This is a genomic window from Planococcus faecalis (genome assembly GCF_002009235.1).
Classification (GTDB): Bacteria; Bacillota; Bacilli; order Bacillales_A; family Planococcaceae; genus Planococcus; species Planococcus kocurii.
In genome coordinates, this window is sequence record NZ_CP019401.1 from 1,394,756 (window position 1) to 1,416,071 (window position 21,316).

General features: G+C 41.7%; 18 protein-coding genes and 1 tRNA gene. All 19 read left to right on the forward strand.

Translation table 11 applies throughout. The features are described 5' to 3' along the window. The first annotated feature begins 110 nt into the window (after positions 1-110). The 19 genes from AJGP001_RS06965 to AJGP001_RS07055 all read left to right on the forward strand — a co-directional run bounded on the left by AJGP001_RS06965 (position 111) and on the right by AJGP001_RS07055 (position 21,314). The gene (locus AJGP001_RS06965; RefSeq protein ID WP_058385679.1) at positions 111-1,340 is read left to right on the forward strand and encodes an aspartate kinase; all 1,230 of its coding nucleotides are present in this window, start codon (positions 111-113) and stop codon (positions 1,338-1,340) included. A 386-nt stretch (positions 1,341-1,726) separates the two neighbouring features. After that, positions 1,727-2,341: a succinate dehydrogenase cytochrome b558 subunit gene (locus AJGP001_RS06970; protein WP_058385678.1), complete on the forward strand. Its 615-nt coding sequence runs from the start codon at positions 1,727-1,729 to the stop codon at positions 2,339-2,341. A 45-nt stretch (positions 2,342-2,386) separates the two neighbouring features. Beyond that, entirely contained in the window at positions 2,387-4,135 is a 1,749-nt protein-coding gene (gene sdhA, locus AJGP001_RS06975; RefSeq protein ID WP_078080309.1) for a succinate dehydrogenase flavoprotein subunit, read from the forward strand. A 22-nt stretch (positions 4,136-4,157) separates the two neighbouring features. Then, positions 4,158-4,928: a succinate dehydrogenase iron-sulfur subunit gene (gene sdhB, locus AJGP001_RS06980; protein WP_058385676.1), complete on the forward strand. Its 771-nt coding sequence runs from the start codon at positions 4,158-4,160 to the stop codon at positions 4,926-4,928. Positions 4,929-5,175: 247 nt separating this feature from the next. After that, a complete protein-coding gene (locus tag AJGP001_RS06985) occupies positions 5,176-5,643 on the forward strand; it encodes an acyl-CoA thioesterase (RefSeq protein ID WP_058385675.1) in 468 nt (155 codons plus the stop codon). Between the two features lie 74 nt (positions 5,644-5,717). After that, complete coding sequence (locus AJGP001_RS06990) at positions 5,718-6,170, forward strand: MarR family winged helix-turn-helix transcriptional regulator (RefSeq protein ID WP_058385674.1); 453 nt, start codon at positions 5,718-5,720, stop codon at positions 6,168-6,170. Positions 6,171-6,186: 16 nt separating this feature from the next. Then, positions 6,187-6,990 carry a glutamate racemase gene (racE, locus tag AJGP001_RS06995; RefSeq protein WP_058385673.1) on the forward strand — a complete coding sequence of 268 codons (804 nt, stop codon included), beginning with the start codon at positions 6,187-6,189 and terminating at the stop codon, positions 6,988-6,990. Positions 6,991-7,066: 76 nt separating this feature from the next. Then, positions 7,067-7,816 carry a ribonuclease PH gene (gene rph / locus AJGP001_RS07000; protein WP_058385672.1) on the forward strand — a complete coding sequence of 250 codons (750 nt, stop codon included), beginning with the start codon at positions 7,067-7,069 and terminating at the stop codon, positions 7,814-7,816. After that, the gene (locus tag AJGP001_RS07005) at positions 7,813-8,424 is read left to right on the forward strand and encodes an XTP/dITP diphosphatase (RefSeq protein ID WP_078080310.1); all 612 of its coding nucleotides are present in this window, start codon (positions 7,813-7,815) and stop codon (positions 8,422-8,424) included. The genes rph and AJGP001_RS07005 overlap by 4 nt, the downstream gene beginning before the upstream one ends. A gap of 138 nt (positions 8,425-8,562) precedes the next feature. Continuing rightward, positions 8,563-8,636: transfer RNA gene (locus tag AJGP001_RS07010), tRNA-Arg, on the forward strand. A gap of 218 nt (positions 8,637-8,854) precedes the next feature. Further along, positions 8,855-10,855 carry an acyltransferase family protein gene (locus tag AJGP001_RS07015; protein WP_078080311.1) on the forward strand — a complete coding sequence of 667 codons (2,001 nt, stop codon included), beginning with the start codon at positions 8,855-8,857 and terminating at the stop codon, positions 10,853-10,855. A 233-nt stretch (positions 10,856-11,088) separates the two neighbouring features. Beyond that, complete coding sequence (locus AJGP001_RS07020) at positions 11,089-11,388, forward strand: TIGR04104 family putative zinc finger protein (protein ID WP_078080312.1); 300 nt, start codon at positions 11,089-11,091, stop codon at positions 11,386-11,388. 57 nt (positions 11,389-11,445) lie between these two features. Further along, positions 11,446-12,456, forward strand: a complete 1,011-nt coding sequence (locus AJGP001_RS07025) for a tetratricopeptide repeat protein (protein ID WP_245830249.1) — start codon at positions 11,446-11,448, stop codon at positions 12,454-12,456. Between the two features lie 102 nt (positions 12,457-12,558). Further along, complete coding sequence (gene tig / locus AJGP001_RS07030; RefSeq protein ID WP_058385668.1) at positions 12,559-13,845, forward strand: trigger factor; 1,287 nt, start codon at positions 12,559-12,561, stop codon at positions 13,843-13,845. A gap of 174 nt (positions 13,846-14,019) precedes the next feature. Further along, on the forward strand, positions 14,020-15,291 hold the full coding sequence (clpX, locus tag AJGP001_RS07035) for an ATP-dependent protease ATP-binding subunit ClpX (RefSeq protein WP_058385667.1): 1,272 nt from the start codon (positions 14,020-14,022) through the stop codon (positions 15,289-15,291). Positions 15,292-15,719: 428 nt separating this feature from the next. Continuing rightward, positions 15,720-18,047: an endopeptidase La gene (gene lon / locus AJGP001_RS07040; protein ID WP_071154326.1), complete on the forward strand. Its 2,328-nt coding sequence runs from the start codon at positions 15,720-15,722 to the stop codon at positions 18,045-18,047. Then, positions 18,044-18,625, forward strand: coding sequence for a ribosome biogenesis GTP-binding protein YihA/YsxC (yihA, locus tag AJGP001_RS07045; protein WP_058385664.1), 582 nt, complete (start codon positions 18,044-18,046; stop codon positions 18,623-18,625). The genes lon and yihA overlap by 4 nt, the downstream gene beginning before the upstream one ends. A gap of 400 nt (positions 18,626-19,025) precedes the next feature. Further along, positions 19,026-20,399: a glutamyl-tRNA reductase gene (gene hemA / locus AJGP001_RS07050; protein ID WP_071154327.1), complete on the forward strand. Its 1,374-nt coding sequence runs from the start codon at positions 19,026-19,028 to the stop codon at positions 20,397-20,399. A gap of 84 nt (positions 20,400-20,483) precedes the next feature. After that, positions 20,484-21,314, forward strand: coding sequence for a cytochrome C assembly family protein (locus AJGP001_RS07055; RefSeq protein WP_071154328.1), 831 nt, complete (start codon positions 20,484-20,486; stop codon positions 21,312-21,314). The last annotated feature ends 2 nt before the right edge of the window (positions 21,315-21,316 follow it).

Sequence of the window (21,316 nt, forward strand, 5' to 3'; positions counted from 1 at the left end):
CATGATAAGAGGTAGTTTCCCGCGGTTGCGGGGAGCTACCTTTTTTTGTGTCTAGTGGCATGATCGCTAGTCATTTTGAGGGCCACATACTAAATGTGGGAGTGGATGGAATGAAAACGATCGTCATGAAATTTGGAGGAACTTCTGTCGCGACTCCAGAAAAAATTATCGGAGTTGCCAAACGAGCTATCCGTGAAAAACAAGCAGGCAAACGCGTAGTCATTGTTGTTTCGGCGATGGGTAAGACAACTGATACGTTGCTCGGATTAGCGGGAGAAATATCAGCGGAACCGCCAAAGCGAGAAATGGATATGTTACTGGCAACAGGTGAGCAAATTACGATTTCGTTATTGGCGATGGCTTTCAAGAAACTGGGTCATGAAGCTCTATCTTTTACTGGATGGCAGGCAGGAATTGAAACAGAATCCGTACCACGTAATGCACGCATCATTAAAATAAATACAGAACGTCTTGAACGTGTGTTGGAAAATGGTTATCTTTGTGTGGTTGCCGGTTTTCAAGGAGTGGATACAATTGGTAATATTACAACCCTTGGTCGCGGTGGATCGGATACGACTGCCGTTGCGCTTGCTGCAGCACTAAAAGCGGAAAAATGTGAGATTTATACAGATGTTAACGGTGTCTATACGTCAGATCCACGGTATGTAACAGGTGCACGCAAGTTACAACAAATTTCTTATGATGAAATGTTGGAACTTGCTAATCTCGGAGCGGGCGTACTACATCCGAGAGCGGTCGAATTCGCAAAAAACAATAACGTCCCATTATCTGTCAGAGCAAGTTATTCAGACGAGCCTGGCACAATCATACAAGAGGTGATCACTGTGGAGAAAAATTTAATCGTTAGAGGTGTGGCATTCGAACCAGGAATAGCGCGCGTAACTGTGAGTTACAAAAAGCCATTCAACGGATCTCTTGCTACTATTTTTACAAAGCTTGCTGAAAATCACATTGATGTGGATATTATTGTTCAAAGCATCAGTGATGAATTTCCACCGTCTGTCTCTTTTTCTATTAGCCAGGAAAGCCTTGAAGAAACACGCCGAGTTTTAACGGAAGCACAAGATGCCATTGGTTTTCTGACACTAAATGTAGAAGTCGGCTTATCGAAAGTGTCGATAGTAGGTTCAGGCATGGTATCGAATCCTGGAGTCGCAGCTCGGATGTTCGATATTTTAAGAAGCGAAGAAGTTCCGGTGAAGATGGTTAGTACCTCTGAAATAAAAATTTCAGTCGTTGTGCCAGAAGTAGATATGAACAAATCAGCGAATGCTTTACATGCAGCGTACGGATTGGCTGCGGTAGAAGTCCACTCATAAATAATGAATTCCTAATGTAATAAAAGCTAGTGAAAAAATTCACAAAATGTTCAAATTCTCAATGCTGATATAGTAATGATGTCTACACAGTGGTTTGTACTAGAATAGTTGGAAAGAGCGATTCTCAATTAGAGAATCGCTTTTTTGAGGGAATGCTGTTAAATCGATTCTATTTCGATACATTTCCTCTAGATAGAAGGTAATCGCCTGCGAAATCCATAAGCGCTATCGGTTTAAAGGAGTTATGTTGCCTTGACGCTCCTTGAGGGGGGGAGTACAATAAATATGTCATATTATTGTATCATGATGGTGCGTGGCTTCAGGTATAGTCATACGAATCGTCTGTCTTGAACGCTACCAATTAATGTTTTGAGGGGGGTAAAATTTTGGATAACAATCGTGAATTTTTTATGCGTAGGCTGCACTCATTGTTGGGAATTATTCCTATCGGTATATTCTTAACGCAGCACCTAATTGTCAACCATTTTGCTACACAGGGGGAAGAGGCATTCAACAAGGCATCTTACTTTTTGGCACATCTTCCATTCGTCATTTTCCTGGAGATCTTTGTCATTTACCTGCCGATTTTGTATCATGCGTTCTACGGCCTATACATAGCGTTTACTGCGAAGAACAATCCTGGGCATTATAGCTATATGCGCAATATGTTGTTTGTTGCACAGCGCTATACTGGAGTCTTCCTAGTAGTCTTTATCGCTTGGCACATCTTTGAAACAAGATTCCAAGTTGCAATCGGAGCAGCTGCTGAAGCTGACTTTAACATGATGGCAAACATCTTAGACAACCCTTGGATGATGGCATTCTACATTGTTGGTGTAGTGGCAGCAACTTTCCACTTTGCAAATGGGCTTTGGTCGTTCCTTGTTACTTGGGGAATTACACAATCTGCAGCAGCACAAAAAAACGCAACTTATTTCACACTTCTAGTATTTATTGTGTTATCGGTTATTGGTATCAGAGCATTGTTTGCATTCGTTTAAGAATGTTTCAATCATTGGTGAACTAAAAGAGGAGTGAATACTAACATGGCGAAGGGCAAAATTACAATCGTCGGTGGTGGCCTTGCTGGCTTAATGGCAGCAATTAAAGTTGCAGAAGCAGGCTCTCCCGCTGATTTATTCTCAATCGTTCCAGTTAAGCGGTCCCACTCAGTATGTGCACAAGGCGGGATCAACGGAGCGGTTAATACAAAAGGTGAAGGGGATTCTCCGGACATCCACTTTGATGATACCGTTTACGGTGGAGACTTCCTAGCGAACCAGCGTCCCGTGAAAGCAATGGCAGATGCGGCACCTGGAATTATTCGGATGTTCGATCGGATGGGCGTTATGTTTAACCGTACGCCAGAAGGTCTATTGGACTTCCGTCGTTTTGGTGGAACAATGTACCACAGAACAGCGTTTGCTGGTGCCACAACGGGTCAACAACTATTATATGCACTAGATGAGCAAGTTCGTCGCTATGAAGTGGCTGGACTGATCACGAAATATGAAGGTTGGGAATTCCTCGGTCTTGTTCTTGATGAGCAAGGCGTTGGTAAAGGGATCACAGCTCAAAACATGACGACCATGGAAATTAAATCGTTCCGTGCGGATGCTGTTATTATGGCAACTGGCGGACCGGGAATTATTTTTGGGAAATCGACGAACTCTGTTATTAATACAGGTTCAGCGGCTTCTATCGTTTATCAACAAGGAGCTTATTACGCAAACGGCGAATTTATCCAAATTCACCCGACAGCGATTCCAGGAGACGATAAACTGCGCTTAATGTCAGAATCGGCTCGTGGAGAAGGTGGACGTATTTGGACTTACAAAGACGGCAAGCCTTGGTATTTCCTTGAAGAAAAGTATCCAGCATACGGAAACCTAGTACCGCGTGATATTGCAACGCGTGAAATTTTTGATGTGTGTGTCAACCAAAAACTTGGCATTAATGGCGAGAATATGGTGTACTTGGATCTTTCTCATAAAGACCCGAAAGAGCTTGACATCAAGTTGGGCGGAATCATCGAAATCTATGAGAAATTCACAGGTGATGATCCTCGTAAAGTACCGATGAAAATTTTCCCAGCTGTTCATTACTCAATGGGCGGACTATGGGTAGATGATCATCAAATGACAAGCATTCCGGGCGTTTTAGCAGCAGGCGAATGTGATTATTCTCAGCATGGGGGTAACCGTTTAGGTGCGAACTCCTTGCTGTCAGCGATTTATGGTGGTATGGTCGCAGGACCGAATGCTATTGAATACGTAAATGGCTTAGCTGTTCTTGCGGAAGACCTTCCTTCAGCGATCTATGATCAGCATGAAGCTGAGGAGCAACGCAAATGGGAAGAAATTTTGGCATTGAATGGTACAGAAAACGCTTACGTTCTGCACAAGGAATTAGGCGAGTGGATGACAGATAACGTAACTGTTGTACGCTATAATGATCGTTTACAGAAGACGGATGAGAAAATCCAAGAACTTCTTGAACGTTTCAATCAGATTAGCATTACAGATACGCAACTTTGGAGTAACCAAGGCGCGATGTTTACACGTCAATTGCGCAATATGCTTCATTTAGCTCGAGCAATCACAATCGGAGCGCTTATGCGCAACGAAAGTCGTGGAGCTCATTACAAACCGGATTTCCCGGAACGTAATGACGAGGAATTCTTGAAAACAACGATGGCTAAATTTAATGGCTTTGATGCACCAATCTTCCATTATGAAGAAGTCGACACATCGTTGATTCCACCGCGTAAACGTGATTATTCAGCAAAAGCATAATTATGAAGGGAGCTAATTTACCATGGGTGAAGCAGCAAAAACGGTAATATTTGAAATCGAACGCAGAAACTCTACGGATGAAGATTCGTATTGGGAAAAGTTCGAATTGCCATATAAGATGAACATGAATGTCATTTCGGCATTGATGGAAATTCGTCGTAACCCTGTCAACATGGAAGGGAAAAAAACCACTCCTGTAAACTGGGACATGAACTGTCTAGAAGAGGTTTGTGGCGCATGTTCAATGGTTATCAATGGCAAAGCACGTCAATCGTGTACGGCTTTGATTGATCAGTTAGAACAGCCAATCCGTCTTCAACCGATGAAAACATTCCCTGTTGTTCGTGACCTTGTCATTGACCGCAGTCGGATGTTCGATTCGTTGAAGAAAGTTAAAGCATGGGTGCCAATCGATGGTACGCATGACCTTGGAGATGGACCGCGTATGCCTGAGCGCAAGCGTCAATGGGCTTACGAACTATCTAAATGTATGACTTGCGGCGTATGTCTTGAAGCATGCCCGAACGTTAATGATAAATCCGATTTTATCGGAGCTGCACCACTGTCACAAGTTCGCTTGATGAACGCGCATCCAACAGGCTCTATGAACCGCGATGCTCGCTTGAATGCGATCATGGGTGAAGGTGGATTGGCAGGATGTGGTAACTCTCAAAACTGTGTGGAGTCTTGTCCAAAAGGAATTCCATTGACAACTTCAATCGCAGCACTAAACCGCGACACAACTGTACAAATGTTCCGTAACTTCTTCGGAAGCGACAGAATGGTTGACTAGTATTTAGTAAAAACCCCGCTGCGGCGGGGTTTTTAATTTGTCTAATTTTAATAGACCTGCCTTTCCATAAAAAATTTGGTATACTAATAAAATGAAACAGACAAGTAGATTTTGACTGGAGTGAGTGGTAGTAAAAAACGCTCCAGGCTGAACCCTTTAACAGGCTCATACAAGAGTGATGATCCTCGTGCTATTCAGTGCGTGGGAAAAATGTTCAAGTCATCAAATTATTTAGTGGAGGTTACTTATGACAGCGAATTACATTGGAAATTTGGAGGAGTGGAAGCAGGAATTTATCTTTTCTGCTCCGGTTCAAGTTCGTTTTTCTGAAACGGATATGTTTGGGCATGTTAATAACACCGTGCCGATTGCTTATTTTGAATTTGCCCGAATCGAATTTATGAAAGAAATGGGATTGATGCAGCGCTGGTTAAAAACGGGCAACGAGTTGTTTCCCGTCGTAGCAGATATGCAAGTAGATTTTGTTCAACAAGTATTTTTTGATGAAAAGTTAAAAGTTTACGTCAAAATAGCGCGCATCGGAACTTCTTCTGTCGATGTTCATTACTGGACTGTCAACGAAAAAGAGGAAACTTGTTTCACGGGAAGAGGAGCCATTGTCCAAATATCGAAACACACGGGAAAAGGTCACCCTTGGTCAGACCAAGAGATTGAAATGCTTCAGAGCAAGCAATTGATCAGTGCAAAAAAATAAGGAGCTCTTGCTATATCAATAAAAAACCGTCACTATAGAAATAAGATAGGTTTTTCAAGGAGTGGGATTGATTAATGAATGAAGACAAGCAAAGCGTCAATCATGAATTGGAGCGCATCGCGTTCATGGAAAAAGAGCTACGTTATATTTCGGGGATTATTAAGCAAAAAGGTCGAGAGATTTTAAATTCCTATACGATCACCCCGCCTCAATTTGTCGCATTGCAGTGGCTATTTGAGCATGGGGATATGACCATTGGAGATTTATCGAATAAGATGTATTTAGCGTTCAGCACGACAACGGATTTAGTTGACCGTATGGAGAAAAATGAACTGGTTGTCCGTATTCGCGAAGAACAGGATCGTCGCGTTGTTCGTATAAAGTTGTTAAAAGAAGGCGAACGCGTCATTGAAGAAGTGATTCAAAAACGCCAGGAATACTTGAAAACCGTATTAGAGAATTTTACTCAAGACGAGGCTGTGAAATTTGCGGCGTTACTTGAAAAATTGCATACCAACATGAAATAGGATAGAGGCGATGAGTGTGAATGCGCCAATCGGAGTAATCGATTCAGGAGTCGGTGGACTTACCGTCGCAAAAGAGATAATGAAACTTTTGCCGAATGAGCAAATTTATTATATTGGGGATAACGCGCGATGCCCTTATGGTCCGCGTCCGCTGTCGGAAGTACGGACGTATACGTGGCAAATGGCCGATGCACTGATGAAGAAAAATATTAAAATGTTAGTTATCGCCTGCAATACGGCAACTGCAGCAGCGCTGTACTCTTTGCAGAAGAATTTGCCAATTCCTGTAATTGGTGTTATTTTTCCAGGGGCTCGTGCTGCCATTAAATCTTCAACAACTAAAAAAATTGCCGTTTTAGGCACGTTAGGAACAGTGCAAAGCGGAGCTTATGAAAAAGCAATTTTATCATTAGTTTCTTCTGCACACGTCGTACAACTTGCTTGTCCACGTTTTGTTCCTTTGGTAGAAAGTGATGAATACGAAGGTGAGTTTGCTCATCGAATTGTTCAAGATACATTAGCATCTATTGCCTATGAAGAGTTTGATACAGCAATTTTAGGATGTACGCATTATCCATTGTTACAAGGTTTTATTGAGGAAGTTCTTGGAGATACGGTGAACGTGTTGTCGTCAGCAGAAGAAACGGCCAAAGACGTCGAGCGATACTTGAGCTATAAACAGCAGTTTGCAAATTGGAACAAGCCGCCGGTGCATCGCTTTTATACATCGGGATCTACTCAGATTTTTGGCTCCATTATTCATAAATGGTTAGGCATTGAAAGACCCATGATCTATTCGATTCGATTTCCCAAAACCTGATAGCAGATGCTGTCAGGTTTTTGTCGTTATCAGCGAAATATGGTAAGCTATTTGAGCATATACAAGGAGGATTTTTATGACACGCATAGATAATAGACAAACTAACGAGTTGCGTCCTGTTTCAGTGGACGTAGACTATTTGATTCACCCAGAAGGTTCGGTATTAATCACGGTGGGACAGACGAAAGTAATCTGTACAGCGACGATTGAAGACAAAGTTCCAGGATTCTTGAGAGGTCAAGGCAAGGGCTGGATAACAGCAGAATATTCCATGTTGCCACGTGCAACGAACAGCCGAAACCGTCGTGAGGCTTCAGCTGGAAAAATTGGTGGACGGACAATGGAAATTCAGCGACTGATTGGTCGTGCATTGCGAGCTGTTGTGGATCTTGAGAAGCTAGGTGAGCGTACATTGTGGATCGACTGCGACGTAATCCAAGCAGATGGTGGAACGCGTACAGCATCGATTACAGGGGCATTTATCGCTATGACGATGGCTATTAGTAAGCTAGAGCTTCCGGCATTTCCAGTAACGGACTTTCTTGCTGCAACAAGTGTCGGCGTTACAGCTGAAAACGGATCCATTCTTGACTTGAATTACGTTGAGGATTCTAGCGCTGAAGTTGATATGAACCTAGTTATGACAGGGGCAGGTCATTTCGTGGAATTGCAAGGAACGGGAGAGGAGTCTACGTTTACACGTGCTCAACTCAACGAATTGCTGGACCTTGGAGAAGCAGGAATCCATCAATTGATTGCGATGCAGCGTAGCGCGCTAGGTGATATTGCTGCTCGTATTGGAGAAAAGGTCGTTGTGGAACAATGAAAAAAATTGTAATTGCAACTCAAAACAAAGGCAAAGCTAAAGATTTTGAAGCTTTGCTTGCCCCTCTTGGGTATAAAGTGTTGACTCTACTAGACGTAGCACAAGACCTGGATGTAGAAGAAACGGGTGTCACTTTTGAAGAAAACGCCATCTTAAAAGCAGAAGCCGTTTCGAAAGTATTAGGTATTCCTGTTATTTCCGATGATAGTGGATTAGAAATTGATGCATTGAACGGTGAACCAGGTGTCTATTCAGCACGCTATGCGGGTGCTGCTAAGAGCGATAGCGCAAATATTGATAAAGTGCTTGAGAAAATGTCTGGCGTGCCTGAAAACGGACGTACAGCACGTTTTCGTTGTGTGCTAGCGGTAGCAGCACCTAACGAGAAGACTGAAACGTTTTCGGGCTCTTGTGAAGGAATTATTCTTAGTACGCCTCAAGGCAATAATGGTTTTGGCTATGATCCCATTTTTTACGTTCCTGCACAAAGCAAAGCGATGGCTGAATTGTTGCCTCACGAAAAGGCTGCAATTTCCCATCGCGGCAATGCCTTGCGCGAGTTACAACAGCGCATGCCTAAGTGGTTAGATGAAGAAAAACAAAGCTGAATTCATTTATTTTAATGTTTTTTTAAAATAGCATTGACTTTTCTTCAAATCATTTCTATAATTAAAATTGTCTTTCAATAGAAAAGCAAAGCCGCAAGCGAAATCTTGTGCCACCGTCTAGTCTCTAAGAAAGCTTTAGTCTCAGTAGCTCAGCTGGATAGAGCAACGCCCTTCTAAGGCGTCGGTCGGGGGTTCGAATCCCTCCTGGGACATTATAGGAATGTACATAATTCGAACAAAACCTCCACATCGTTTATTAAACGGTGTGGAGGTTTTGTGTGTAGAAAAAGTATTAAGGACGCTCAACATGTCTGTTTGTAGGTCTATTGCCGACTCGAATAAATCTAATTTACAGAAAAAAAGTGAGAAATTAAGAATATGATACAATTGTATTCAACTATTTATCAATAATAAGGAGTGGCGAAAGTTTATGGAAACCAAAAGGCGTATTCGCCCCGAATTGGAAGGCTTGCGTACAATTGCGGCGATACTAGTAGCCATTTATCATATATGGTTTAATCGAGTTTCAGGTGGCGTAGATGTCTTTTTTGTTGTATCGGGATTTTTGATCACAACATCTTTATTGTCTATGTACCGGAAAAATGGCAAAGTATTGTACTTTTCTTATATTGTCAAACTGATGAAACGATTGTTGCCTACAGCTTGGCTAATTAGTATTACAACTTTAATTGCGGGTCTATACATATTGCCAGTGTTTACAAAGCAACAAACACTTAACGAATTTTTAGCTTCGGCGTTTTATTTTCAGAATTGGCGGCTTGCCATCGATTCTGTAGATTATTTGGCTCAGAACAACAGTGCTTCTCCGTTTCAGCATTTTTGGGCGTTGAGCATTCAATTTCAGTTTTACTTAGTTTGGTTATTGCTGTTTTTTGTGGCGATTACTTTATTAAGACTTTTCTCAAGCAATCACATTAAACGTATGCTGATCATCGTGATTTCGGTAGTTGCGATCGCATCTTTCGGCTATTCTGTTTACTTAACGATTGTCAATCAGCCAGTTGCTTATTACCATACCTTCACACGTGTATGGGAATTTGGAGTAGGTGGAATCCTTGCGTTAACCATTCATAAAATAGTGATTTCCTCACGTCTTTCCTGGGTTTTAGGGTGGATGGGGTTAATCGGATTGATTAGCTGCGGCATCGTCTTGCAAGTATCCCAGCTGTTCCCAGGTTACGCTGCATTATGGCCAGTGTTGTCCGCTGTCCTGATTATCGTTGCTGGGAATTATTCGACCCATTTCAGTGCTTTCCAATTGCTCAGCTGGAAGCCTTTAGTGAAATTCGGAAGTATTTCGTATGCGTTTTATTTGTGGCATTGGCCGCTCCTGATTTTCTATTATGCTTTGTTCGAGGTCGAAACCGTGTCACTTATAGGTGGATTGCTCATCATGACCGTCGCCGCGATTCTTGCTTATGTGACAATTTACGGCTTCGAAGTACCTGTTCGAAACATCCAATTGTCCCTTTGGAAAACAGCGAGTATCATTTTAGTTTTCTCAGGAGCTATATGGCTTTCAACATTTATCTACCAAGAAAGTTCTTTGGCATTACCTGTCACTGACTCAGAAACATTAAGTGAGAGAATCAACGATCATCCAGGAGCAGCTGTTTATTTGGAGGATGGTCGCTTAACACCTCTAGCTGAATTTGATGAGCCGTTCATTCCGAGACTTGAAGTTGCAGAACAAGATCGATCGGTTATTTACGAAGAGCGTTGCATGGTAGGGAAAGTCACTACCGCAGCAAAGGTTTGTGAATATGGGGAGCTCATAGATTACGATTACACCATCGCTTTGGTCGGTGGATCTCATTCAGCCCACTGGCAACCCATGCTCGAAGAGTTGGCTAAAATGCATAACTTGAAAATTGTCACTTATCTCAAGAGCAGTTGTCGGTTTACAGAAGAGGACGTGCCCGGTTCTCCAGAATGTGCCGAGTGGTTCACAAACGTGAAAACAAAAATTGCGAAAGATACACCCGACCTTATTTTCACTGTGGGAAATGTAGGCAGCCAACAAGAGGAGTTTGACGAAGTTTCAGACGGCTTTATCGAAGCTTGGAAGTATTTTGAGAAACAAGACATTCCTTTATTTTTGGTGCGCGACACTCCTTGGTATAAACAACATGTTTTAACCTGCCTCAGTCAGAACGCAGATGAACCAGAACAGTGTAAAGCAAAACAAGAAGAAATTGTTAGAGACGTCAATCCGATAACGCAAGCTGATTATCTGCCGGAAACTGCTACAACCATTGATTTGACGGATTATTTCTGTGACGGTGAGTATTGTCATTACGTCGTCGGAAATGTTATTACTCATTTTGATGCCAATCACTTAACGGCTACGTTTTCTCGAAGTTTTGCGCCTGTTTTTGAAAAACCAATTCTCGAAGCCTTAGAAAAGTAATGTAGAAACGTTCATAAGCTACTAGCCTGTAAGAGGCTGGTAGCTTATTTTTCTTTGGTTGAAAAACTGCTGTACGAGCAGGCAGCGGAAACAAATAGTTAGTGAACAGAAGACCGAGCTGAGAGAGGATGGAAAGGATTTGTTTACTTTTCTATTGTTTCTACTAGTTCCTACATGACGATTAATGAAACCAAACAGTAGTTAATGCGTAGTAATGCTAAGGAGGTGTTTCTGTGCCGACGTGTAAACACTGCAAAAACCAATGGACCTGGAAGCAATCAATGAAGGCATCATGGAAAATGAGTAGCTCGATGCGTTGCCCGTACTGTCTAAGTGACCAATACGCCACTGCAAAATCAAGGCGACGTACGATGATACTAAATTGGGTGATTTTATTGCCTTTGCCATTGTCTACACTTATGGATCTTTCGTTAACTTCTTCACTTCTTATGATGGTCGGATTGTTCGCAAGTGCTTTACTACTGATTCCCAAGTTTCTAGAGTTGAGCAATGAACATGAAGTTTTTTGGTGAAGTTAGATTGCCTGAGCAATGCTGAGGTTTTTATTTTCTGCGTAAAGGGAATATGATATGATGATGAAACACAAAAGAGGTGGTACTGTGCGAAAGAAATACCGGGAGTTGAAACGCAAAGGAAATGTCATTGTTTTTCCAACAACCGTCAATCGATTATTGTCAGAGGGTATGACGTTCCTAAAAGAAGAACAATACGAAGATGCTCGAGATTGCCTCTACCAGGTGCTGTCTTATGAACCTGATCATGCAGCCGCTTTAGGTGGTTATGCATATTGTCTCTACGAACTTGGAGAGTTTGTCGAAGCATTAGAGGTGTGTAGAGAACTGTTGCAAATCGGTCCGATCCATTACTTGGAGACGATGGAGCTATACATAAGCATTTTAATGCAAGTCCGTGAATTTGAAGAAGCAGAAAAAATGATTGAAGTCTTAATAGAAGAAAAAGTTTTACCTGAAGAGCGACTTGAGCAGTTTCACCAATTGCGTGAACTGAATGAGCGGATTGCGGCGAATGTAGCGACTGAGAAAGTAGATGCATCGCTTTATGCCATTGAAAACTTTTTGGTGTTGCATCCTTCTGAGCAAGAACAGTTGATTTTAGCTTTGCCGACCACGTCCTACCAGGCGTTAAAGAAAAAATTGCTAGCGATCATCGAGCACCCGGAAGCCGATTTGTTGACGAAGACATACATATTATTTATGCTATTTCAAGAAAAAATTGAAGCACAAGTAAAAGTTCAAAAATTCCATTACACAGGCGTATTTAAAACCGAAAGTTTGCCCGATCCATTGAATAACAAGCGTATTAGGCAGATGACGAATCTCTTAGAAGATTCTTTGGCAAAAGATCCGACGCGACTTGAATTGGTTAAAGAATTATTCGAACGTCATATCTATCTCTTGTATCCATTCGTTTGGGATGATTTTAAGGTAGAAGAAGTTGTACAGGCGTATATGGATTATACTGAAGGTTTGTTCAATGGAAAGACGTCATTTAATGAAGATGAAAAGCTACTGGAACTGATTCAGCAAGCGGAACTGTGGTTTGAGATGCGTAATGGGTAGAAATAGTTGAACCTGACAGCATGTGTGCTATAATATGTAGGTTGTCAAAATTCGTATAAAACGTAAAATGACTTTTTAGAAAATGTTTGGAGGGCTTATAATATGTCAGCAAAATGGGAAAAACAAGAAGGTAACACAGGAGTATTAACAGTTGAGGTTCCTGCAGAAGAAGTAAACGCCGGTCTTGATAAAGCGTTTAAGAAAGTTGTTAAAGAAATCAACGTACCAGGTTTCCGTAAAGGGAAAATGCCTCGTCAAATGTTCGAAAAACGTTTCGGTGCAGAATCACTTTACCAGGATGCATTAGACTTCATCTTACCGGACGCCTATGCAAATGCAGTTGAAGAAGCAGGAATCAACCCAGTTGACCGTCCTGAAATCGACATCGAAACAATCGAAAAAAACCAGCCGCTAGTGTTTACAGCTAAAGTAGTTGTAAAGCCGATTGCTGAGCTTGGTGAATACAAAGGTCTTGAAGTATCAAAACCTGATACGGAAGTAACGGATGAAGATATTGAAAACCAATTGAAAGAAAACCAAGAACGTTTAGCTGAGTTGACTGTTAAAGAAGACGAAGCGATCGTTGAAGGCGATACAGCTGTAATCGACTTTGAAGGATTCGTTGACGGAGAAGTATTTGAAGGCGGACAAGGAAATGATTATTCTCTTGAAATCGGTTCAAACTCATTCATTCCAGGATTCGAAGAACAATTGGTAGGCGTGAAGTCTGGAGAAGAAAAAGACGTTGAAGTTACTTTCCCAGAAGAATATCATGCTGCTGAGCTTGCAGGAAAAGCTGCAACGTTCAAAGTTAAAGTAAGTGAAGTTAAAGGAAAAGAACTTCCTGAGCTTAACGACGAACTAGCTAAAGAAATCGATCCTGAAGTTGAAAGCCTAGAAGCACTTCGCACAAAAATGAAAGAAAGCTTAGTTGCTGAGAAAAAATCAGCTGCTGATGCAAAACTTCGTGACGAATTGGTTCAAAAAGCTGCTGAAAACGCAACAATTGATATTCCTCATGCAATGATCCATTCAGAAATGGACCGTATGATGAGTGATTTCGAACAGCGTTTGACTCAGCAAGGCATGAACCTTGAATTGTACTTCCAATTCTCAGGTCAAGACGAAGCTGCACTTCGTGAGCAAATGCACGGTGATGCTGAAACACGTGTACGCGTTTCATTAACACTTGAAGCAATTGCTGAAGCTGAAAACATGAAAGTTACTTCAGAAGATATCGATAAAGAGCTTGAAAAAATGGCTGGTCAATTCAACATGGACATTGAGCAGATCAAAACAGCTTTAGGTGGAACTGAAATGCTTGAAAATGATATCCGCATGCAGAACACAGTTGAGTTCCTAGTGGACAACGCTAAAATTTCTGAGTAACACATAAGTAAAACATAAGTAATAAGAGAAACAAGGTGCGGAGACGCACCTTGTTTTCCACTACATAGAACACCGATTTCACAGAGATGAATCCGCTGAATTGACGATAGATCCAATTAGTTGCTACAATTACGATAATCTTGTAAGATAATGGCTTGAATAGGGGTGAATACATTGTTCAAATTCAATGACGAAAAAGAGCATTTAAAATGTTCGTTTTGTGGCAAACCACAAGAGCAGGTTCGTAAACTGGTCGCGGGACCAGGTGTTTATATTTGTGACGAATGTATTGAGCTTTGTACGGAAATCGTAGAAGAAGAGCTTGGTACAGATGAAGAAGTAGAATTCAAAGAAGTGCCTAAGCCAAAAGAAATCTTAGACATTTTGAATGGCTACGTAATTGGCCAAGAAAAAGCCAAAAAATCACTAGCTGTAGCGGTTTATAATCACTACAAACGCGTGAACTCTAATAGCAAGATTGATGATGTTGAATTATCGAAATCCAATATTGTTTTAATCGGACCAACAGGAAGCGGTAAAACGTTACTGGCACAAACGTTAGCGCGTATTCTAAATGTACCGTTTGCAATTGCAGACGCCACTTCATTAACAGAAGCAGGTTATGTCGGTGAAGACGTGGAAAACATTCTTTTGAAGCTAATTCAAGCTGCAGATTATGATGTTGAACGCGCAGAAAAAGGAATCATTTATATCGATGAGATCGATAAAGTGGCACGTAAATCTGAAAATGCATCGATCACACGTGATGTATCGGGTGAAGGCGTGCAGCAGGCCCTTCTGAAAATTTTAGAAGGCACAACTGCAAGCGTACCTCCACAAGGCGGACGCAAGCACCCTCATCAAGAATTTATCCAAATCGATACGACGAATGTATTGTTCATCGTAGGTGGTGCATTTGACGGAGTCGATCAAATTATTAAACGCCGTCTTGGCAATAAAATCATCGGTTTTGGTGCAGATCCGAACAAAGAGGAAATGGATGAGAAATCATTGCTTAGTCAATTGATTCCTGAAGATTTGTTGAAGTTCGGTTTGATTCCTGAATTTATCGGTCGTTTGCCTGTATTGGCAAGCCTTGAGCAATTGGATGAAAAAGCGCTAGTCCAGATTTTGACTGAGCCTAAAAATGCATTGATCAAGCAATACCAAAAAATGATGGAGCTTGATGGCGTCAAATTAACGTTTGAGCCTGAAGCACTTGTTGAAATTGCGAAACTTGCAATTGAGCGCAAAACCGGTGCACGTGGACTACGCTCAATTATCGAAAACACGATGCTTGAAGTCATGTTCGACTTGCCTTCACGTGAAGACATTGTTGAATGCATCATTACAAAAGAAACTGTTGCGGACAGCGTGCAACCTAAACTTATCTTAGAAGATGGTTCAGAGTACGTTAACGACAACGATGAGAAAACATCCGCATAATGAGTGGAACTCCACACAGTGCGCAAACTTGCTGAGTGGTAGATAGACCAATCAAAAGGATGATACGGGCTGACTCTGATCGTGCGAATCCGCGCGTTCTGAGTTAGCCTGTTTTTTATTAGAAAAGCGAAAGTGACCGTTTAGCTCCGACAGGCATAAGACGATTTGACGAAGCGGCGTTCTTTGCTGCACAGGCAGAGTGGCTTATGACCCGAGGAGCTGGTCACTTGAGCTGGACAAAGAAAAGCGAAAGTGACCGTTTAGCTCCGACAGGCATAAGACGATCTGACGAAGCGGCGTTCTTTGCCGCACAGGCAGAGTGGCTTATGACCCAAGGAGCCTAAGTGGAGCTAGACAACAACGATAGCACCTATCAGATTAGGTGTTATCCACTCACATTGAAAATATCCCCGGAGGTGACTTGCCACATGGCTAAGAGAAAAGTAACAAAACGTGTACCCTTACTACCATTACGCGGACTTCTTGTATTTCCGACAATGGTGCTACATATAGATGTCGGTCGAGAGCAATCCGTAGCTGCACTGGAACAAGCATTGTTAGAGGATAATATTGTTTTTTTAGCAACTCAAAAAGACATGAGTATAGAACAACCTAAAAGAGCCGATCTTCATAAAATTGGAACATTGGCTTACGTTAAACAAATGTTGAAATTACCAAATGGCACGATTCGTGTTTTGGTAGAAGGCTTGGAACGTGGCCAATTAAAAAATTACGAAGAAACGGAAGCCTGTACAATTGTTGAAGTAACACCTTTTGCTGATGAAACAGAAAGAGATGCAGAACAAGATGCGCTTATGCGTTTGCTATTGGAGCATTTTGAGAATTACGTCAAAAGCTCGAAAAAAGTTAGTACAGAAGCATACAACACGGTAGCTGATATTGAAGAGCCAGGTCGCTTAGCAGATATGGTTGCTTCTCACCTTTCGATGAAAGTATCGACCAAGCAGGAAATACTGGAAACTTTTGATGTTAGTAAACGATTAGAGCTACTTATTACTCGGTTACACAGCGAACAAGAAGTAGTCGATCTTGAAAAAAAGATTAATCTGCGTGTAAAAAAAGCAATGGAACAAACACAAAAAGAATTTTATTTGCGTGAGCAGATGAAAGCCATTCAAACCGAACTGGGTGATAAAGACGGCAAATCAGCTGAAGTAGTTGATTTGAAAAAGCGGATTGAAGAAGCGGAAATGCCGGAAACTACTGAAAAAATAGCGTTAAAAGAACTTGATCGTTACGAGAAGCTGCCTTCTGCTGCTGCAGAAAGTGGGATTATTCGTAACTATATTGAGTGGCTAGTGACAATCCCATGGTCAGAAGCAACGGAAGACCGTTTGGATATTAAGTATGCAGAAAAAGTATTAGATCGTGATCATGATGGCTTAGAAAGTGTCAAAGAACGCGTTTTGGAGTATTTGGCTGTTCAACAAATGACCAATTCCTTGCGTGGACCGATTCTTTGTCTTGTCGGACCTCCAGGTGTCGGGAAAACGTCTCTCGCAAAATCGATTGCCGAATCATTAGACCGCAACTTTGTTCGTGTATCACTTGGTGGCGTTCGTGATGAATCGGAAATCCGCGGCCATCGTCGTACGTATGTCGGTGCAATGCCAGGACGGGTTATTCAAGGGATGAAAAAAGCAGGAACCGTAAATCCTGTTTTCCTATTAGACGAAATTGATAAAATGTCGAATGATTTCCGTGGCGATCCGTCTTCTGCGATGTTAGAAGTACTTGATCCAGAACAGAACAATTCGTTTAGTGACCATTATATTGAAGAAACTTATGATCTTTCTAACGTGCTTTTTATTGCGACAGCCAATGATTTAGGGTCAATTCCTGGACCGCTGCGTGATCGCATGGAAGTTATTTCGATTGCTGGTTATACAGAAGTTGAAAAACAGATGATTGCCAAAAATCATTTAGCACCAAAGCAATTAAAAGAACATGGTTTATCAATCGAGCAACTGCAGTTTAAAGATGACGCGTTGCTGAACATCGTTCGTTATTACACGCGCGAAGCAGGTGTCCGTGGACTAGAACGTCAAATCGCTTCTATTTGTCGCAAAGTGACGAAACAAATTATTTCAAAAGAAAAAGAACAGGTAGTTGTTGGAGAAGCAGAGGTCGAGGCGTATCTAGGAAAACGTAAATTCCGTTACGGCATGGCAGAGACGGAAAACCAAATCGGCGTTGCAACGGGACTTGCTTACACGACTGTCGGTGGAGATACTCTTCAAATTGAAGTTTCTTTGTCATCAGGTAAAGGAAAGCTGCAATTGACGGGTAAACTAGGTGATGTCATGAAAGAATCTGCGCAGACGGCATTATCTTTTGTTCGAGCGCGAGCAGAATCTCTTGGCATCGATCCGAATTTCCATGAGTCACATGATATTCACATCCACGTTCCAGAAGGCGCTGTTCCTAAAGACGGGCCTTCAGCAGGTATTACCATTGCGACAGCTTTGGTTTCTGCTTTGACAAAGCGTCCGGTTCGACGTGAAGTCGGCATGACGGGTGAAATCACACTTCGTGGTCGCGTCCTGCCAATCGGTGGAATTAAAGAAAAAACCTTGAGTGCACATCGTGCTGGCTTAAAGACCATCATTTTGCCACTCGACAACGAGCGAGACCTGGAAGATATACCAGAGACAATCCGTGAAGAGTTGACTTTTAAATTGGTCTCTCAAGCAGATGAGGCATTGGAAATTGCCTTAGAAGGAGAAAATGAATGAAAGTTAATCATGTAGAATTAGTAATTAGTGCCGTTCGTCCGGATCAGTATCCAGAAGATGGGTTGCCGGAATTTGCTTTAGCCGGACGATCGAATGTCGGAAAATCGTCTTTTATCAACAAAATGATTGGTCGCAAGAGCATGGCGCGCATTTCATCTAAACCGGGTAAAACACAAACATTGAACTTTTACAAAATTGAAGAAAAATTGTTTTATGTTGACGTTCCAGGATACGGGTATGCGAAAGTGTCGAAAAGTGAACGCGAGGCATGGGGCAAGATGATTGAACGTTACATCACGAATCGCGAGCCATTGCGCGCAGTTATCCAAATCGTTGACTTGCGCCATCCACCAAGCAGAGACGATATCGCGATGTATGAGTTCATGAAACATTTTGAAATTCCGTGTATCATTATCGCAACCAAGGCAGACAAAATTCCAAAAGGCAAATGGGACAAGCATAAGAAAATTGTCCGCACGACGCTGGATATGGATAAAAATGATCCGCTTATTATCTTTTCATCGGAAACGGGACTGGGTAAAGACCAAGCGTGGTTGGAAATCGAAAGCAGAATGTAAAAAAGTGCAGCCCTTGGGCTGCGCTTTTTTATTGTGTAGGTTGATCATGCCTGCTACTTGTCGCCATTCCGCGAAGCTGCTACACTTCACTTGCTGTGAGAGTCATGCCCAAAGCGGTAGAGAAAAATTGGTTTCTATACTTCAACTTATCTAGTAAATTTCAATGCAATCACGGACTTTGTGCGTCAAAGGCTGCTTCATTCAGCTTGTAGTTAACAGTCAATTCCGACTAAGAGCGTTATACTTGTAGACACGAAATTCCTTTGCTAGTATTAGTTTATAATAATTATAAAGAAGCAATAGCGTCATGTCTTGTTCACAAATTTAAAGGCATAAATAAGCTGAAAAGTGATATAATGAATGTAGATGAAATAATGAACGTGAAAGGTGTTTTGTACCCATGCACACATTAGTAGTTGGGGTGAATTATCGTTCTGCACCCGTGGAGATACGCGAAAAGCTATCATTTATTGAAGCGGATCTGCCACAGGCGATGCAGGCGTTAAAAGAGCAAAAAAGTATATTGGAGAACGTCATCGTTTCCACTTGCAACCGAACGGAAATATATGCGGTCGTGGACCAGCTTCATACGGGAAAATATTACGTGAAGCAATTCCTCGCCGATTATTTTGGTTTTTCGCAAGAAGCGATTTCTCCTTATTTATTTGTCCATGAACAGGATGAGGCGATTGAACACTTATTCCGCGTTACTGCAGGTATCGATTCGATGGTATTAGGTGAAACGCAAATTCTCGGACAAGTAAAAAGTAGTTTTCTTGCAGGGCAACAGCATGGAACGACAGGCACGCTATTTAACCAATTGTTCAAGCAAGCTGTAACCTTGGCGAAACGAGCGCATTCTGAGACAGCTATTGGTGAAAATGCCGTATCCGTGTCTTACGCAGCAGTTGAACTGGGCAAGAAGATTTTTGGCACGCTTAAAAACAAGCATGTTGTTATTTTAGGCGCCGGTAAAATGGGCGAATTGGCTATTAAAAACTTGCAAGGCAGCGGTGCAAACCGCGTAACTGTTATCAACCGGACATTTGAAAAGGCTGAACTATTGGCGGATAAATTTGGTGGCAATGCAAAACCGTTAAACCAATTGCAATGCGCTTTATTAGAAGCAGACATTTTAATTTCTTCGACGGGATCGGCAGATTTTGTCATTGACCTAGAGCTAATGGAATTTGTAGAGAAACTTCGTAAAGGCAAACCTTTGTTTATGGTAGATATTGCCGTTCCGCGTGATATGGACCCGCGTATCAGTGATTTGCCGAATGTCTTTTTGTATGATATTGACGACATGCAAGGAATTGTTGAAGCGAATTTAGCAGAGCGTGAACGCGCAGCTGGTGAAATTATGACGATGATTAACCAGGAATCTCTGCAGTTTAACGACTGGCTAACGACGCTTGGTGTTGTTCCGGTGATTTCTGCCCTTCGTCAAAAAGCGCTTGGCATTCAAGCAGAAACGATGGCGAGCATTGAAAACAAAATGCCTGATTTAACAGATCGTGAAAAGAAAATTCTCAACAAGCATACGAAATCGATTATCAATCAATTATTAAAAGATCCAATTTTGCAGGCTAAGGAAATGGGCGGTGGGCCCAAATCCCGTGAGCAGCTGGAGCTATTCATGCAAATCTTTGGAATTGAAGAAGAAGTTGAAAAAGAAATAGAAAAGCAGTCGAAAGCACCACAACAAAAAACGGATAAAGCCGTTCTTCAAACTCAGCAATCAACAACAGAAACTCCCGGATATTCATTTTAAGCTTTCTAAAAGAGGCGTTTTCGAATCTATATGTTAAAATGTAGAGACGGAACGCCTTTAACTATGGAGATGAAGGGGAATGGGATGGCTGATATAACAATGGCAAGGCTGCATGAAGCTATGGTTATTCTATATGCTGTCAGCCTTGTTTTTTATTTTATAGATTACTTATATAAAGAAAAGAAAGCCAGTCGGATTGCGATGACGCTGCTCGGCATTGTTTGGGCTTTGCAAACCCTATTTCTAGGATTGTACATTTTCGAAACGCAACGCTTTCCAATATTGACCTTGTTTGAAGGCATTTATTTTTATGCCTGGTTATTGGTGACGTTGTCGATTGTTCTTAGGATGTTCTACCGCTTTGATTTTGCGGTATTTTTCATTAATGTGATTGGCTTTATTTTCATGACAATCCACACGTTTGCACCGGTTCAAATCGAGCGTTCACCGGTAGGAGAAACGCTTGTTTCGGAATTATTATTCATCCATATTAGTTTTGCCATTTTGTCCTATGTTGCTTTTTCGCTGTCGTTTGTTTTTGCGGCACTGCATATGATTTTATACAGAATGTTGAAAAAGAAAAAATGGACAAAGCAATGGGCAAATTTGCCGTCACTTGGCCAAACACAGCAATTTATGACCATTTCTATTTTGGTTGGTATTTCGCTTTTATTCGTGTCACTCGTATTGGGTCTGCAATGGGCGTATATTTCGTTGTCGGAGTTTTCATTGCTCGACATGAAGATTGTAGGATCGTTTATTTTACTAGTGGTGTATAGCTTTATACTCTGGTGGCACCGCAAAGGCTCGTTAAACGGAATGAATTATGCGTTGGCGCATGTCTATGCATTTTTATTGTTGCTCATTAATTTCTTTTTGGGTAGCCGGTTATCTGAATTTCATTTTTGGTATTAAAG